The sequence below is a fragment of the Streptomyces sp. NPDC101393 genome (assembly GCF_044767385.1).
Classification (GTDB): domain Bacteria; phylum Actinomycetota; class Actinomycetes; order Streptomycetales; family Streptomycetaceae; genus Streptomyces.
Genome location: NZ_JBIWNU010000006.1, coordinates 356,486 through 372,228, shown reverse-complemented (window position 1 = coordinate 372,228; position 15,743 = coordinate 356,486). Strand labels below are relative to the sequence as shown.

Genomic DNA, 15,743 nt, shown 5'->3' with positions numbered 1-15,743 from the left:
ATCTGGTCGAGCTTGCCGATCAGATGAGTCTAATGTTCCGTCCGCTGCGGCGGTGTCCGGGCCTTGCGATGTATGTCACTCGGGTGACATGTGCGAATACGGAACCGCCCGGGACGTGTCCCGGCCCCCACCGGTGGTGTCCGGTGGGGGCCGGTGCGGCCCGGGGCGTGCGCCGCGCTGGTCAGGTGGACGTCAGGTGCGTCCGGCGGTTTTCTGGGTGCGCCGGGAGACCGAGTCGATCACGACGGCGGCGAGCAGCACCGCGCCGGTGATCATGTATTGGATCTCACTGGCCATGCCGAGCAGGTTCAGGCCCTGCTGGATCGACTGGATCACCAGCATGCCCAGCAGCGCGGACCAGATCTTGCCGCGGCCGCCGAAGAGGCTGGTGCCGCCGATGACGGCCGCCGCGATGACGTTCATCAGGACGTTGCCGGAGCCCAGGTTCTTGGTGGCGCCACCGGAGAGGCTGGCGATGAACAGTCCGCCGAAGGCGGCGAGCATGCCGGAGATGGCGAACACCGTGATGCGGATCTTGTTCACGTTGATGCCGGCCCGGCGGGCCGCCTCGGCGTTGCCGCCGACCGCGAAGATCTGCCGCCCGTAGGTGGTGCGGCGCACCACGAAGTCCGCGAGGACCAGGACCGCGAGGAACAGCACCAGGGCCAGCGGCAGGCCGCGCGCGCCGGCCGGCTCGTTGAGCACGTACGCGACCACGAAGGCCATCACCGCGACGACACCGGTGCGCAGCAGGATCTCGCTGAGCGGCCGGGCGGGCAGTGCGGCGGCCTTGCGGCGCTTGGCGTCCAGCAGCAGGGACCCGGCGTAGGCGAGGACGGCGATCAGCGCGAGGCCGTAGGCGGCGGCCTTGTCCTCGAAGTAGTAGCCGGTGAGGTTCTCCACCAGGCTGCCGCTCGGCGTGTTGATGGAGCCTTCCTTGCCCATCATCCAGATCTGCAGGCCGCTCCAGCCGAGGAAGCCGGCCAGCGTGACGACGAAGGCCGGCACACCGACCTTGGCGAAGAAGAAGCCGTGCAGGGCGCCGATGGCGGTGCCGGCGACGATGGCGATCAGTACCGCGGCGAGGTCGTTCACGCCGTTGGTGACGCTGAGGACCGCCCAGACGGCCGCACCGACACCCGCCACCGAGCCGACCGACAGGTCGATCTCGCCGAGCAGCAGGACGAACACGATGCCGACGGCCATGATGCCCAGGCCGGAGGTGTAGACACCGATGTTCGCGAGGCTGTCCGCGGACAGGAAGCTGCTGTTCTTGAGCTGGAAGACGATCGCGATGACGACGAGGCCGATGACGACCGGGAGCGAGCCCAGTTCGCCGCCGCGTATCCGGCGCCGGAAGTCGTTGAGGTAGCCGGCGAAACCCTGTTCGCGTACGAGCAGCCGGGGGTCGACCGCGGCGGGCTGCGGGGTGTTGACGCCGGCCGGGGCGGTCTCGGTGGCCGGGGCGGCCTGGGCGGCCGTGTCCTCGCCCGTGACCGTGTCCTCGCCCGCGGGCTGCTTGGTGAGGTCGCTCATCACGCGTCCTCCTTCCTGTCCTGGTCCGTCGTCTTCACCGAGCCGGACTTCGTCGCCACGACCGTCTTGGCCGCCACGGCCGTCTCCGGCGTCTCGTCGTCCGTCTTCCGCACCTGGTCCGTACGCGCCTTGCGGCGGGTGACGGCGTTGTCCGAGGCGCCGGTGATGGCCGCGATGACCGTCTCGTGCGAGGTGCCCTCGACGTCGAAGACACCGTTGTTGCGGCCGAGGCGGAGCACCGCGACGCGGTCGGCGACGGCCTGGACGTCGGCCATGTTGTGGCTGATGAGGATGACGCCCAGCTCCCGCTCGCGCAGCCGCTCGACGAGGTCGAGGACCTGCGCGGTCTGCTCGACGCCGAGGGCGGCGGTGGGCTCGTCGAGGATGACGACCTTCGGCTCGCCGATCAGCGCACGGGCGATGGCGACGACCTGCCGCTGGCCGCCGGAGAGCGAGGCCACCGGGATGCGGACGCTGGGGATGCGGATGGACAGCGTGTCCAGCAGCTCCTTGGCGCGCTTCTCCATCGCGATCTCGTCGAGGACGCCCGCGGTGCGGATCTCGTTGCCGAGGAACAGGTTGGCGACGACATCGAGGTTGTCGCAGAGCGCGAGGTCCTGGTAGACGGTGGCGACGCCGAGCTCCTGGGCGTCGTGCGGCTTGTTGATGCGTACCGCCCGGCCCTCCCACTCGATGGTGCCGTCATCGACCGGGTGCACGCCCGAAATGGTCTTGACGAGGGTGGACTTGCCGGCGCCGTTGTCGCCGACAAGGGCGACCACCTCGCCGGGGTGGATCTCCAGGGTGACGTCCGTGAGTGCTTGGACGGCGCCGAACCGCTTGGAGATTCCGCGCAACGCCAGCACAGGCGTAGCGGACACGTGAATCATCTCCTTCGCCGCCGTCACAACGGCGGGGATGGTGGTGCGTGGAGCAGGAACAAGGGCGGTACGAGCCGGGCCGCGGGTAAGGGGCCGGGCGGGCTGCCGGGCCGGGGCGGCGGGGCCGCGGGCGGTGCCGCGCGGCCCGGCCGCCCCGGGGGAGGTGCTACTTGATGCCGGCTGCCTCGCAGGCCGCCTTGACGTCGGTCGTGCAGATCTGGCTCGCCTTGTAGACCTTGTCCTTGATGATCGTGTCCTCGACGTTGTCCTTCGTCACGATCTGGGCGTCGTAGAGCTTGGCGGGGATGCCCTTGACGTCACCGCTGAGGCTGTCGACCTTGGTGTCCGTCAGGGAGTCGATCTTCCCGCCCTTGAGCAGCTTGACCGCGATCTCGGCCGTGGAGTCGGCCTGCGGCTTGATCTGCTTGTAGATGGTGAACGCCTGGTCGCCCTTGAGGACCCGCTGGAGACCGGCGAGTTCGGAGTCCTGGCCGCCGACCGGGACCTTGACACCCTGCTGCTTGAGGGCGGTGATGATGCCGCCCGCCATGCCGTCGTTGGCGGAGTAGACGCCCTGGATGGCGTCCTTGCCGAGCGAGTCGATGGCCGCGCTCATCTTCTTGTTGGCCTCGTCCGACGACCAGTCCGGGATGTCCTGCTCGTAGCTGATCTTCTTGACCTGCTTGTCGAGGACGCTGTGGGCGCCCTTCTTGAAGAACGGCGCGTTCGGGTCGGTCGGCGACCCGTTGATCATGACGACATTGCTGTCCTTGGCCTTGTCGCCGAGCGCCTTGACCAGCGCCTGGCCCTGCAGGCGGCCGATCTTCTCGTTGTCGTAGGACACGTAGGCGGAGATGTTGCCCTCGGCCAGCCGGTCGTAGGCGACGACCTTCACGCCCTTCTTGGCGGCCTGGTTCACCCAGGACTTGGTGGCCTTGAAGTCGACCGAGTCCAGAATGATCACCTTGACGCCCTGGGTGATCAGCGCGTCGAACTGCTTCTTCTGGGTCTCGGTCTCCTGCGCCGCGTTGTTGTACTTGACCTTGCAGTCGCTGCACAGCTCCTTGATCTTCGCCTCCATCAGCGGACGGTCGAAGGTCTCGTAACGCGTGGTCTTGTTCTCGGGCAGCAGCAGACCGATGGTCTTGTTGTCGCCGCCGGCTCCGGCCTTGTCACCGTCGCCGGCCTTCCCGCAGGCGGCCACGGAGACCGCCATCGAGACGGCGGCAGTGGCTATGACGACGCGACGCGTCCAAACGTTCATTGGGGTTGCCTCCCTGACGAGGCCGCGTCGTTGCGGCCGAGGTGGCTGGAAGTCAACTCGGCCGCCAGCCGACCGTCAAGGAGTAAATCCTTAACGAGATGACAACGGTGCCATGCGTTAGCTGTCTGAACTCATGACCGCTCACGCAAGGGCAGGTGCCTCCACGGCCTGTACGCCGTCCAGAAGGGTCGAATCGCCCATCTCGCTCAGCACCAGCGCGAGCGCGCCCAGCACCTCGGCCCGGCCGCCCAGCGTGCCCGTGACGATCCCCAACTGCCGCGCCGCGCTGGGGATCGCGTACCGCGACACCGACTCACGGATCGGCGCGAGCACCAGCTCACCGGCCTCGGCGAGGTCACCGCCCAGGACCACCCGGCTCGGATTGAGAAGATTACACAGGTTTGCCACTCCGCTACCGATATGACGGCCCACATCGGCGATCACCCGCCGGCACCCCGGGTCACCCTCGCGGGCCAGCTGCACCACCCGCGCCATGGTCAGGTCGGGCCCGTGGCTCGGCTGCAGCAGCGGCAGGACGTACCGGGCGGCGGTGAAGGTCTCGAGGCAGCCGCGGTTGCCGCAGCGGCACACCGGGCCCGCCTCGTCCAGGGTGATGTGCCCGATCTCGCCGGCCGTGCCGCCGGGGCCGCGGTAGATCTGCCCGCTGATCACCAATCCGGCACCGACACCGCTGGCCACCTTGATGTACGCGAGGTCGCCGGCCCCCCGGCCGCCGCCCCACACCAGCTCGCCCAGCGCACCGAGGTTGGCGTCGTTGTCGACGTAGACCGGCACGCCCAGGCGCTCCGAGAGGGCCTGGCTCGGGTTCGTTCCCGACCAGCCCGGCAGGATCGCCGTCGAGCCGAGGGTCCCGGATTCGAGGTCGATGGGGCCGGGCACGCCGAGCCCCACGCCGATCACCTTGCCCGCGCCGATCCCGGTCGACTCGATCAGCCTGCTGACCAGCTGCTCCGCCCGGTCGAACCCCTCCGCGGCCGAGGCGTCCACGTCGATCGGCTCGGCCTCTTCCGCAAGCACCTGGTGCGCCAGGTTGCCGACCGCGACGCGGAGGTGGGAGTGGCCGAAATCGACTCCCACGACGATGCCCGCGTCACCGGAGAGCGAGACGCTCCGGGCCCGCCGGCCACCCGCGGACGTGGGGGTGACCTCGACCGTTCCGCCGTCCTTCAACTCACGAACGATGTTGGAGACGGTGGCCGCGGACAGCCCCGTGCTCCGCGCGATCTCCGCCTGCGTGAGCGAGCCGGCCATACGCACCGCGCGCACGACCCGCTCCAGATTGGCCCGGTGCAGCGAGGACTGCGACCCCGGAGTCTCCATTGACTTTCTCCACCCTCTGCCCTATGCCGGGTGACACCTGGGCCGTCCGTGGCTCAGATCACCGCGCTCATATGAGCGGCGACTTGTGCCCTGTACAAGTTATGAACTCCAAGCTCATTTGAAGGCGTCGGCGCAGTCAAGTCCTTGAGTCGAAACAGTCACGCAGCGAGCCATCCGGACGGGCTACTTGACCGAGCCCGCCGTCAGGCCCGAGACGACGTGCCGCTCGATGAAGGCGAACAGGATCACCACGGGCACGATCGCCACCACGGACGCGGCGAAGAGGTAATTCCACTGCACGGTGTACGCGCCGATGAAGTTGTTGATGCCGACCGTCAGCGGCTGCTTGTCCGGCTCGGTGGTGAGCGTGAGCCCCATCACGAACTCGTTCCACGCCGAGATGAAGGTGAAGATCACGGCCGTGACGACTCCGGGCAGCGCCAGCGGCAGCGTCACCTTCATCATGGCGCCGAACCGGCTGGTGCCGTCCACCATGGCGGCCTCCTCCAACTCCGGCGGGATGGAGCCGATATAGGCCGTCAGGATCCACACCGCGAAGGCGAGGTTGAACGCCGCGTTGGTGAGGATCAGCGTCCCGACCGAGTTCAGCATGTCCAGCTCGTGGAACTCCCGGTAGAGGCCGACCAGCAGCGCGGTGGGCTGGAACATCTGGGTGACCAGGACGAGCAGCAGGAAGAGCTTGCGCCCCCGGTAGCGCCTCCGCGCGGTGTAGTAGGCGGCGGGCAGCGAGACCAGCAGCACCAGCAGCGTGGCGCCGCCCGCGATGAGCAGGCTCACCTGCAGGTTCTGGCCGAGCTCGGACTCCTTCCAGACGTCGATGAAGTTCGCCCACTCGAAGTGCTGCGGCAGGTAGGTGCGGTCCCGCAGCTCGCTCTTGGGGCGCAGCGCGGTGACGATCATCTCCAGATACGGCGCCAGGAAGAGCGCGGCGAGCGCCCAGGCGCAGACCGTGATGACAAGGGTGCGCGGCCGGAAGGTGCGCTTGGGCGCGCGGGTCCCCGGGCGGGCCGCCGTCGCGGTGGCCATCAGTCCTCCTCGTTCCACCGGCTGACCTTCAAGAAGATCAGCACCAGCACCACGACCATCGCGAAGTTGACCACCGACAGGGCCGCGGACTCGCCGATGTCGGTCTCCTTCAGCTTGTACATGAACACCATGGTCGTGGAGGTGTCATAGCCCGGACCGCCCTGCGTCATGGCCCAGATGATGGGGAAGGAGTTGAAGACGTTGATGAGGTTGATGACCACACCGACGAGGAAGGCCGGGCGCAGCAGGGGCAGGGTGATGCGCCGGTAGGTCTGCCAGACGCCCGCCCCGTCGATCCGTGAGGCCTCGTAGATGTCCTGCGGGATGGTCTGGAGACCGGCGAGGAGCGTGTAGGTGGTGAAGGGCAGCGACACGAAGACCGCGACCGCCATCATCCACGGCCAGGCGGTCCCCGCGGAGCCCAGCCAGTCCCGGGATGTGTCGATGAGGCCGAGGTCCAGCAGCAGCGTGTTGAGCACACCGGCGGTCTGGCTGAGCATCCACTTGAAGCCGATCGCGGTCATCAGCACGGACGCCGCCCAGGGAGCGATCAGCGCCCAGCGCGTGATGCGGCGGCCGGGGAACTTCTGGTTGAACAGCTGGGCGAGGGCGAGTGAGAGCAGCATCGTGACGGCCACGACGACCACGGTCCACACCGCCGTCCACAGCAGGACGGCTCCGAGGTCGCTCTCCTCGAAGAGCTTCGTGAACTTGTCGGTCCCCGCGCCGCCGCGCACCTTCCCGGCGATGGAGATGTTGAGGAACGAGGTGCGGATCAGCTCGACGACCGGCCAGACGACCACGGCGAGGATCAGCAGGACGACGGGCGCTATCCAGGGCAGCGGGCCGAGCCGGGCAAGGCCGCCAGGGCGCCTTGCCGGCCGGCGTACGCGCCCGGTCCGTCCCGGGCCGGTGCCGGCCGGGGACGGCGGGGCCTTCAAAGACACCAGGGCTCCTTGTGAACGAGGGCGAAGCGCCCGCTACTTGGCGTCGGCGGCCGCCGACTCGGCCTTCTTCTGCAGGTCGCCGAGGACCTGCTGGGGGTTGTCGGAGACGGCCTTGCCGCCGGTCTTCTTGATCTCGGCCGAGATGACGTCCCAGGAGGTGTCGCCCAGCGGGTAGAACTTTGCCTTCGGCAGCACCTCGAAGAACGGTTCGAGGTCCTTGTGCTTGCCGCTGCTCTGCATGTCCTTGAGCACGTCCTGGGTGACCGGCATGAGGTTGTACATCTCGTCGAACTTCAGCATCTTCTTGGAGTACGTGAAGTCCAGGAACTTCTTCACGCCTTCCTTGTCCGCGCCACCGTCCTTGAAGGCCATCATCCAGTCGGCCACGCCCAGGGTGCTGTTCAGCGGCCCGTCCTTGCCGGGGATGGGCGCGACGCCGTAGTCGACCTTGCCCTCCTTGGCCATCTGGATCAGGCTGGGGTGGCCGTTGAGCATGCCGGCCTTGCCGGCCGCGAAGTCGGCGAAGGCCGTCTTGCGGTCGGTGGAGGCGGGGTTGGCGTAGGTGAGGCCGGGCTTGACGAGGCTGGTCTTGAGCCAGTTGAAGGTCTCGACGTTCTTCGCGCTGTCGAGGGTGTACTTGCCGCTCGCGTCGGTGTAGCCGCCGCCGTTGCCCAGCTCCCACATCATCGTTTCGCCCTGGGGCTCCTCGGGACCGAGGGGCAGGGCGTACGGGATGTCCGCCGCCTTCGAGGACTTGATCTTCTGTGCGGCGGCGGCGAGTTCGTCCCAGTTGCCGGGCGGGTTCTTGACGCCGGCCTTCTTCAGGACGGCCTTGTTGTAGAACAGCACGCGGCTGGAGGAGACCCACGGAATGCCGTACTGGGTGCCCTTCACCTCGCCGGCCTGCGCGAAGGAGGGGATGAGGTTCGCGCGCGTCTTGGCCGACATCACCTCGTCCGCCTTGTAGAGCAGATCGTCGGCGACCTTGTCGGCGTAGCCGCCGGTCTGCAGCAGGTCCGGCTCGTTGCCCGCCTGGATCATGTTCTTCACGGTCTTGTCGATCTCGTTCCAGTTGACCACCTGGACGTCGACCTTGTAGCCCTTGTTCGCCTTCTCGAAGTCCTTCTTCACGTCCGCCCAGTAGACCTTGGACGCGTTGGAGGCCTTGTCCCCGTAGTCGGCGGCGACGAGCTTGATGGTCTTGCCGTCGCCGCTGTCGCTGCCGCCACCGCAGGCGGTGGCTCCCAGCGCCATGGCGAGTGTTGCCGCACCGGTGGCGATTATTCGATTCCTCATGCTGTTCAACCCTTCGACATCGGTGTCGACTTGAAAGTCACTTGAGGGCGCCTGCGGTCAGGCCGGCCTGTACTTGACGCTGGAAGACCACGTACACGAGAAGCACCGGGAGCATCGCGATCGTCAGGCCCGCGTAGAGCGCTCCCCAGTCGCCATGACTGCCCTGGGAGATCGCGAGCGAGGCGAGACCCTGGGGCAGCACATAGCTGCCCTCGCTCTCGTTGTTGAGGAGGAGCGGAAGCAGGTACTGGTTCCACTGGCCGAGGAAGTTGAAGATGCCGATGCTGACCAGACCGGGCTTGGCCATCGGCAGCATGATCTGGAAGAACGTGCGGGTGTGCGAGGCCCCGTCGACCATCGCGGCCTCCTGGACGCCGCTGGGCAGCGTACGGAAGAAGGAGGTCAGGAAGAAGACCGTGAAGGGCAGGGAGTAGGCGATATACGCGATGATCAGGCCCGGCCGGGTGTCGAGGAGACCGAAGTTCTCCATGACCGCGTACAGCGGCACCAGCGCGAGGATGACCGGGAACATCATGCCGCCCGCGAACAGCAGGAAGATGCCGCGGTTGCCGGGGAAGGCGAACCGGGCGATCACGTAGGCGGCCATCGACCCGAGCAGCATGGTGCCGGTGAGCGAACCCGCCAGGATGATCAGCGAGTTGAGGGCGTAGCGGCCGATGTTGGCCTCGGCCCAGGCGTGCGAGAAGTTCTCCCAGTGCAGCGACGACGGAAAGCTCATCGGGTCGCTGAGAATGTCGCCCGACGTGCGGAACGAGGTCAGCGCAACCCAGATCAGCGGGCCCGCCGCCATCACCACCCACAGGACGAGGAAGGCGTGCGAGAAGACGTTGAGGGTGGCGCTCTCGGAGCGGGGACGCCGGGGCCGGGTGCCCTCGGCGCGGACCGCTGTCTCGGAGGTGGTCGTCATGGCGATGCGGCTCCCGCGGTCTCAGTATTCGATCCGGTCGCGGTTCCCGACCCGCATGATGATCAACGAGAACACCACGCTGAGGACGAGGAGCACGACACCGATGGAGGTGGCGTAGCCGAACTGGCCGTCACGGAAGCGTTCGTAGAGGAAGACCGGGGTCACCTTCAGGGCGTTGCCCGGCACCATGACGAGGACGATCGCGAACGAGTCGAGGGCCTGGATGCCCATGTAGATCCAGCCGGTCCGTACGGTGTCCCAGATCAGCGGGAGGGTGACGCTGAAGAAGGTCCGGGCCCGGCCCGCGCCGTCCAGGAGCGCGGCTTCGTAGATGTCCTGGGGGATCGCGCCCATCGCCGCGGAGAACAGCACCACGTAGAAGCCGACGAAGCTCCAGGAGAGCACGGTGAGGACCGCGATGAGGGCGAGGCTCTTGTCCCCGCCCAGCCAGGCGGGGCCGTCCACCCCGGCGGATTCCAGGGCGCCGTTGAGCAGGCCGCTGTTGGTGCTGAAGACCCTCCCCCACACGACGGCGATGATGGCGACGGAGAGGACCTGCGGGAAGAAGTAGACGACCTTGTAGAGCGGGGACCCGGCGACGCCCGAAACGGCCTGGCCCCGGCGGTGCCGGCCGCCCGCCGTGAGCATGTAGGCGAAGAACATGCCCAGGACGAGGGTGAGGAGCGGGGCGAGGACGAGCAGGGTGAGGCTGGTGGTCGCGGAGTCCCAGAAACGCTCGTCGTGCCACATCTTGACGAAGTTGCCGAACCCGATGAAGTTCGCCACCGCCCCGCCCGACCAGTCGGTGAACGAGTAGTAGACCGCCTGGATGAACGGCGAGATGACGAAGACCGCGTAGAAGGCGAGGGGCAGGACCAGGAAGCCGGCGACGAAGCGGTACTTGTCGAGCGTGCGGTATCTGCGGTGGTTGCGCACCGCCTCGGGTGTGAAGCGGGGCGGCAGCAGGACCGCCGCGAGAAACAGCAGCCGCCCCGGCGCGGGCGCTTCGTGCGTTCGGCTGTCCGCCGTTTGGGAGGGTGGAGGCTTCTCCACCCGTGTCTGTGCGCTCACGCCGCCCCGATTCAGCTCTGCTGTGCCCGTGCTCCGTACTGGTCCCTGCTGAACTGCGCTGTGCCGTGCCCGGCCCGGTCCGTGCGGGTCAGGCCTTCTTGACCTTGGTGATGTCGGGGTCCTTGGCCACCCGGTCGGACGCCTTCTGCATGGTGTCCATGACGCCCTGCACCGTCATGTCACCGACCATGAACTTGGCCATGGCGCCGTCGAAGTCGTTCTCGAAGAGCTCCTCGTACCACTCCTTGAAGAACGGGATGACGACGTTGTCGCCGGCGGCCGTGATCGCCTTCTGCGCGCTGTCGACGCCGGGCGGCAGGTCCATTCCGTCGATGGCGCCCTTGAGAGCGGGGATCGAGGAGACCTCCCGGAAGAAGTTCTGCGCGGCCTTCTTGCTGTACATCATCCGGAGCCACTCCATGCCGCCCCGCACGTTCCTGGCCTTGGCCGGAACGAGGAAGGGCTCGCCGGGCGGGGCGTAGAGAGTGCCGAACGGCATCTTGTCGCTCCTGTCGAGCGAGGGGGTCGCGCCCACCGACATCCCGAATCCCTTCGGGGTGGTGTCCTTGGCCTCGTTCTCCACCCAGGAGCCGTCGGGGATGAAGACGCACTTGCCCTTGGTCCAGGCGGTCTGCATCTCGGTGTGGGCGTCCTGGCCGTCGAAACCGGTCAGCACATACTTCTTGGCGACGAGTTCCTCGAACGCCTCCAGGACGGACTTCACCGCGTCGTGCTTCCAGGCGTTCGGCTCCAGGTAGTCCATCGCCTCGATGACGTCGCGCCCGCCGACCTGGGCGAACATCGCGTACATGCTGAAGAGCATGTAGCGGGCGTGGCCGCCCGGGTAGCTCCAGCCGTGGATGCCCTTGGACTTGGCCTTGCGGCAGACGGCGAGCATCTCGTCCCAGGTCTTCGGGTACGCCATCTCCAGCTCGTCCTCCAGGAGCCGCTTGGAGTACCAGTTGCCGTACGCCGTCATCGCGATGTTGAGCTGATAGCAGCCGTCGGTGCCGAAGCTGCCCATCTTGTCCATGCCGGCGACGAGCGTGTCGCGCACCTTGACGTCCGGGGCGTCCCACGAGGGCGCGTCGAGCAGCTCGGTGAGGTCGGCCACCTGCTCGTTCTTCACGAGCTTGCCGATGTTCATGTCGTCGACGCCGGAGTTGTTGATCACGTCGGCCGTCGGGTTGCCGCGGATGATCTTCGGCTGGAGCTGCGTCGCGATACGTTCCGTGGCCTTCTGCTGCGGCCTGGCCTTGGGGTACTTGTCGGCGTACATGTCGGTCACGTACTGGGCGTACTTGTCCCCGTAGCCGCCGTTGAAGATGTAGACGGCCAGGCCCGCGTCCTGCTTCACACCGAGCGGGTTCTTCGCGGTCTTCGTGCCCCGCTCCGCATCGTTCTCCTCGCCACCGGCGCTGGCACAGGAGCTGAGAGCGCCGACGGCGGGCACCGAGAGAAGACCTGCTGCCGCCGCCCTCTTCATTACGTCACGACGGTTGAGGCTGGTGGATCCCATGCTCAAGTCCTCGCCTTCTCCGGGACTCAGGCGGTGAACCGGACCCTCCCCGGCACCGCGGTGGTGTGAAGCTGAGGCCGTACGGTGCTGACGCCGACAGGTATAGTCCTCTTCCCGCCAACTGGGCAAGATCGAATGCAGGTTTCGACCCCGGTCTTTTCCGAGTTGAGACCTCCTGTGGGGCACGGCATCCCGCCAGCCTGCCAGTGCGCCGGGGCGGCTCGCGGCGTGTCGCAGGGCATGTCCGAGAAACCAGGGGAAGCGCCGCGCCTCGAACTCCGCCTCGTCGCGGTAGTCCTCCTGTTCCGTCATCTGCTGCGCGTGGTCGCGGTAGGGGTACGTGACCTGCGGCAGGAGCTCGCCCGCGCTGCGCCCGGTGACCCCCATGACCAGGCCGTAGTCCTCCCCTTGTCGCGGGCGCGGTCGTGGCGTGGCCGGCGCAGCTCCTGGCGAGTTCCGTCCGGGTGAGCAGCCTGGTGCGTCCCATGGGGGCTTCCCCGCCACGGGCGAGGGCCAGTACGTCCAGACGTCGCCGGGCGCGTGCCGGCCCGCCGGCACCGGGCGGACCTCGTGGCCCAGTTCGGCCATGCACGCGGCGCGGGTGATGCCGGGACAGCCGCTTCCTCTCACCGTCATGCGGTACCGCACGGGGGCCGCCCCCATCATTGGATGGTCGATTCGAAGGAGGGGGAGTCCGCCGTGACGCGCACGCGCTCCGGGGCGCGCAGCAGGCGGCGGATGGGGGACACGACGATGAGGGCGAGAGCGCAGCAGAAGCCGATCACCGTGGCGAGCATCAGCATGCGGTGGACGCCGACGACCGTGCTGGCGGGTCCCGCGATCATCTGCCCGAGGGGGACGGCGAGGATCGAGCCCGCGATCTCGTAGGCGGACACCCGGTTGAGCCGGTCGACGGGGATCTGGGTCTGCATGGTGGTGGCCCACTGAACGCCCCAGAACGCCCATCCGATCCCGCTGATCGCGTACCCGAGCATGAGCAGCGGCTGCGCCGGGACCAGGGCCGCCGCAAGCGGCATCAGCGGGAACAGGAACATCGCGAGCCCGCCGCCGAAGAGCGGCCGGGCCGGCCGGACCCGGATCGCGATGACGCCGCCGAGGACGCAGCCGGCCCCGAACGCCCCCTCGGCGTAGCCGAACGCGGCGCTGCCGTGCGCGTCGGTGATGGAGGCCGCGCCGAGCGGGGTGATGGGGCCCCAGACGAACATCCCGAGCATCCACCAGATCAGGATGACCGCCCACAGCCAGGACCGGGACCGGAATTCGTGCCAGCCGGTCCGCAGGTTCTGAAGCGTGGAGGCCGACCGGTCCACCGTGAAGGTGGGCAGCCGCAGCGCCACCAGGCAGATCCCGCTGATCGCGAAGGTCGCCGCCGTGGCCGCGAACGCCACCGCCGCCGATGTGGTGGCGACGAGCAGCCCGGAGAGCGCGGGTCCCGCCATCGTGGACATCCCCTGGGCCACCCGCAGCACCCCGTTGGCCTGTTGCGGGTCGGCGGCGACCTGCGGCACCAGGCTGGTGACGCCCGGCTGGAACATCGCGGTCGCGGTCCCGCCGAGCAGCGCCACACCCACGATGAACCACAGCGGCGGGAGCCCGAGCCAGAAGTAGGCCGCCAGGGCACCCATGAGCAGGAACCGGACCGCGTCCGCACCGATCATCTGCGGCCGGGGGTGGAACCGGTCGGCGAACACCCCGCCGAACACGACGAAGAGGGCGAACGCCCCCATCCAGGCGCCCAGCGCGAACCCGACCGCGCTCACCCCGTACCCGAGCGAGAGCATCGCGACCGACATCGCGACCGGGAGCATCGCGTCGCCCAGCATCGAGGCGATCCGGGCGGTGCAGTAGAGGCTGAAGTTCCAGGTCCAGAGCCGGGCCGGCGCGGCGAGGGGCGTGACCATGCGGGCATCCTTCGAGAGGTCTGCGGACATTCGGTGAGACCTCTCAGAGGTCCCCGGAATTACGGTTGTTGACCCCTCAGAGGTCCGCCCGCACCCCGTAGGTCCGCAGCCAGCTCTCCAGCTGCAGGGCTGTTTCCAGGACCGCCCGGCTCACCCCGGTCTCCAGCGCGGCCGCGCCGCTCCGGGCCACCTCTTCCTTGAGACCGGTGGAGAGCAGCGGAGCGAGGGGGCTGTCCGGCGTCCGTACGACGACTGCCAGGCGCTCGCGAAGTACCCGGTCGTAGGCGGTGTCCCGGAGGTTGGGGTACGGCGTCTTGACCCGCATGGCGACGGATTCCGGGAGCAGGTCCTTCATGGCCGCGCGCAGCAGGCTCTTCTCCCGGCCGTCGAAACCCTTCATGGCCCGGGGGATGTTGAAGGTGTACTCGACGAGGCGGTGGTCGGCGAAGGGCACCCGGATGTCCAGCCCGGAGGCCATGCCGAGCCGGTCGAGGCGGTCGAAGAGGACCCGGGAGTGGCGGGTGTGCGCCAGGTAGGTGACCTCCCGGTAGCGCGCCTCGTCCGCGTCGTCGATGTGGTCGGCCGCCGCGATCTCGGCGACGGCGGCGTGGTGGCAGTCGCGCTCGTACGTGCTCAGGTCGAGCTTGGCCAGGAGGTCGGGCTCGAAGACGGACGCGTTGCCCCGGAAGCGGTCGCGGCCCTCGGCCACCCAGGGGAAGGTGCGGGTGGAGATCCACTCGGGGAGGCGGTTCCAGTTGTAGCCGCCGAACACGTCGTCGCCGCACTCCCCGGAGAAGGCGACCGCGGCGTGCTCGCGGGCGGCACGGAACAGCAGATGCAGTGACGCGTACTGGTCGCCCTTGTTGAGGGGCACGTCGTACGCGGCGAGGACCGAGGCCCGCAGCGCCGGGTCGAGGAGGTCGAGGTCCTTGAGCGAGATCTCGCCGTGCTCCGTGCCGACGTGCTCGGCCAGCACCCGTGCGTAGAGATGGTCGTCATTGCCCTGCGCGCCGGTCTTCCCGGCGGGGTCGTGGTCGTTGACGGCCAGCGAGCTGACCGGCCCGAGGCCCTGCTTGCGGGCCGCCCTGGCCTCCAGGGCGGTGAGCGTGCTGGAGTCCAGGCCGCCGGAGAGCAGGGCGCAGGGCGGGGTGTCGCCCACCATCTGCTCGGCGACGACGGTTTCGAGGAGATCGCGGACGGTACCGATGGTCCGGTCGAGGGATTCCGTGTGGTCCGCCACCTCCAGGCCCCAGTAGCGGCGCTCGCTCGTGCCGGACCGGGTGACCCGTACGGTGTGGCCCGGACGGACCTCCTGCATGCCGCGGAAGATCGCATGGCCGGGCACCCTGGCAACGGAGAGGATGTCGCGGAGGCCTTCGGCGTCCACGACGGCCGAGAAGTCCGGGTGGGCGAGGACCGCTTTCGGCTCGGAGCCGAAGAGCACGCCGCCGGGCGTGACCGCGTAGTGCAGCGGCTTCACGCCCATGCGGTCACGGACCAGCAGCAGTTCCTGCCGGTGGATGTCCCAGAGGGCGAAGGCGTAGACCCCCTCGATCCGGGTGACGCACTCGGGCCCCCACTCCAGGTAGGCGTGCAGGACCGCCTCGGCGTCGCCTCCGGTCTCGAAGTAATGTCCCAGGGAGCGGAGTTGGGCCCGCAGCTCGCGCACGTTGTAGGTCTGGCCGCTGTAGGTCACCGCCGCGCGCGGGCCGGAGCCGTCCTGGAAGACCAGCGGCCCGGCTGCGGGGTCGTCGCCGGCGACGGACCGCCGCCGGTGTCCCAGCGCGGCGTGTTCCGAGAGCCAGAGGTCCTCACCGTCCGGCCCGCGCCGGGCCAGCGTGGCCGTCATGGCGCGTACGGCATCCCGTTCCTGTGCCACGTTGCGGGAGAAATCGACCCAGCCGGCGATACCGGACATCTGCACTCCTTGAAAAGTCACTGAGAGGTGGGCGCTTCCGGCTCGCGGCGGCCGCGTACACCGTGGAGGGCGG

At 68.4% G+C, this 15,743-nt stretch carries 12 protein-coding genes; all 12 read right to left on the bottom strand.

Annotation, left to right across the window (positions count from 1 at the left end):
• Positions 1–192: 192 nt before the first annotated feature.
• The 12 genes from ACIRQ7_RS21335 to asnB all read right to left on the bottom strand — a co-directional run bounded on the left by ACIRQ7_RS21335 (position 193) and on the right by asnB (position 15,670).
• Positions 193–1,536 (bottom strand): sugar ABC transporter permease, encoded by a 1,344-nt coding sequence (locus ACIRQ7_RS21335; RefSeq protein WP_401470885.1) that lies wholly within the window; start codon positions 1,534–1,536, stop codon positions 193–195.
• Positions 1,536–2,426, bottom strand: a complete 891-nt coding sequence (locus ACIRQ7_RS21330) for an ATP-binding cassette domain-containing protein (RefSeq protein WP_404264366.1) — start codon at positions 2,424–2,426, stop codon at positions 1,536–1,538. Before ACIRQ7_RS21330 ends, ACIRQ7_RS21335 begins: the two co-directional genes overlap by 1 nt.
• A 157-nt stretch (positions 2,427–2,583) precedes the next feature.
• Positions 2,584–3,681 (bottom strand): substrate-binding domain-containing protein, encoded by a 1,098-nt coding sequence (locus tag ACIRQ7_RS21325; protein WP_401470891.1) that lies wholly within the window; start codon positions 3,679–3,681, stop codon positions 2,584–2,586.
• Positions 3,682–3,822: 141 nt separating this feature from the next.
• On the bottom strand, positions 3,823–5,022 hold the full coding sequence (locus ACIRQ7_RS21320) for an ROK family protein (RefSeq protein WP_401470894.1): 1,200 nt from the start codon (positions 5,020–5,022) through the stop codon (positions 3,823–3,825).
• Between the two features lie 183 nt (positions 5,023–5,205).
• Positions 5,206–6,069 (bottom strand): carbohydrate ABC transporter permease, encoded by an 864-nt coding sequence (locus ACIRQ7_RS21315; protein WP_403668409.1) that lies wholly within the window; start codon positions 6,067–6,069, stop codon positions 5,206–5,208.
• Positions 6,069–7,010, bottom strand: a complete 942-nt coding sequence (locus ACIRQ7_RS21310; RefSeq protein WP_404264581.1) for a carbohydrate ABC transporter permease — start codon at positions 7,008–7,010, stop codon at positions 6,069–6,071. The genes ACIRQ7_RS21315 and ACIRQ7_RS21310 overlap by 1 nt, the downstream gene beginning before the upstream one ends.
• A 39-nt stretch (positions 7,011–7,049) precedes the next feature.
• A complete protein-coding gene (locus tag ACIRQ7_RS21305) occupies positions 7,050–8,312 on the bottom strand; it encodes an ABC transporter substrate-binding protein (RefSeq protein WP_401470900.1) in 1,263 nt (420 codons plus the stop codon).
• 37 nt (positions 8,313–8,349) lie between these two features.
• On the bottom strand, positions 8,350–9,240 hold the full coding sequence (locus ACIRQ7_RS21300) for a carbohydrate ABC transporter permease (protein ID WP_401470903.1): 891 nt from the start codon (positions 9,238–9,240) through the stop codon (positions 8,350–8,352).
• Positions 9,241–9,261: 21 nt separating this feature from the next.
• Positions 9,262–10,203 carry a carbohydrate ABC transporter permease gene (locus ACIRQ7_RS21295; protein ID WP_404264580.1) on the bottom strand — a complete coding sequence of 314 codons (942 nt, stop codon included), beginning with the start codon at positions 10,201–10,203 and terminating at the stop codon, positions 9,262–9,264.
• Positions 10,204–10,399: 196 nt separating this feature from the next.
• The gene (gene ngcE, locus ACIRQ7_RS21290) at positions 10,400–11,830 is read right to left on the bottom strand and encodes an N-acetylglucosamine/diacetylchitobiose ABC transporter substrate-binding protein (RefSeq protein WP_404264364.1); all 1,431 of its coding nucleotides are present in this window, start codon (positions 11,828–11,830) and stop codon (positions 10,400–10,402) included.
• Between the two features lie 662 nt (positions 11,831–12,492).
• Positions 12,493–13,752, bottom strand: a complete 1,260-nt coding sequence (locus tag ACIRQ7_RS21285) for an MFS transporter (RefSeq protein ID WP_404264362.1) — start codon at positions 13,750–13,752, stop codon at positions 12,493–12,495.
• Between the two features lie 76 nt (positions 13,753–13,828).
• A complete protein-coding gene (asnB, locus tag ACIRQ7_RS21280; RefSeq protein WP_404264360.1) occupies positions 13,829–15,670 on the bottom strand; it encodes an asparagine synthase (glutamine-hydrolyzing) in 1,842 nt (613 codons plus the stop codon).
• Between the last annotated feature and the right edge of the window lie 73 nt (positions 15,671–15,743).

Bases quoted from the DNA above. Each gene is read 5' to 3' on its own strand.
- ACIRQ7_RS21335 (WP_401470885.1), bottom strand. From the start codon at position 1,536: ATGAGCGACCTCACCAAGCAGCCCGCGGGCGAGGACACGGTCACGGGC.
- ACIRQ7_RS21330 (WP_404264366.1), bottom strand. From the start codon at position 2,426: ATGATTCACGTGTCCGCTACGCCTGTGCTGGCGTTGCGCGGAATCTCC.
- ACIRQ7_RS21325 (WP_401470891.1), bottom strand. From the start codon at position 3,681: ATGAACGTTTGGACGCGTCGCGTCGTCATAGCCACTGCCGCCGTCTCG.
- ACIRQ7_RS21320 (WP_401470894.1), bottom strand. From the start codon at position 5,022: ATGGAGACTCCGGGGTCGCAGTCCTCGCTGCACCGGGCCAATCTGGAG.
- ACIRQ7_RS21315 (WP_403668409.1), bottom strand. From the start codon at position 6,069: ATGGCCACCGCGACGGCGGCCCGCCCGGGGACCCGCGCGCCCAAGCGC.
- ACIRQ7_RS21305 (WP_401470900.1), bottom strand. From the start codon at position 8,312: ATGAGGAATCGAATAATCGCCACCGGTGCGGCAACACTCGCCATGGCG.
- ACIRQ7_RS21300 (WP_401470903.1), bottom strand. From the start codon at position 9,240: ATGACGACCACCTCCGAGACAGCGGTCCGCGCCGAGGGCACCCGGCCC.
- ngcE (WP_404264364.1), bottom strand. From the start codon at position 11,830: ATGGGATCCACCAGCCTCAACCGTCGTGACGTAATGAAGAGGGCGGCG.
- ACIRQ7_RS21285 (WP_404264362.1), bottom strand. From the start codon at position 13,752: ATGGTCACGCCCCTCGCCGCGCCGGCCCGGCTCTGGACCTGGAACTTC.
- asnB (WP_404264360.1), bottom strand. From the start codon at position 15,670: ATGTCCGGTATCGCCGGCTGGGTCGATTTCTCCCGCAACGTGGCACAG.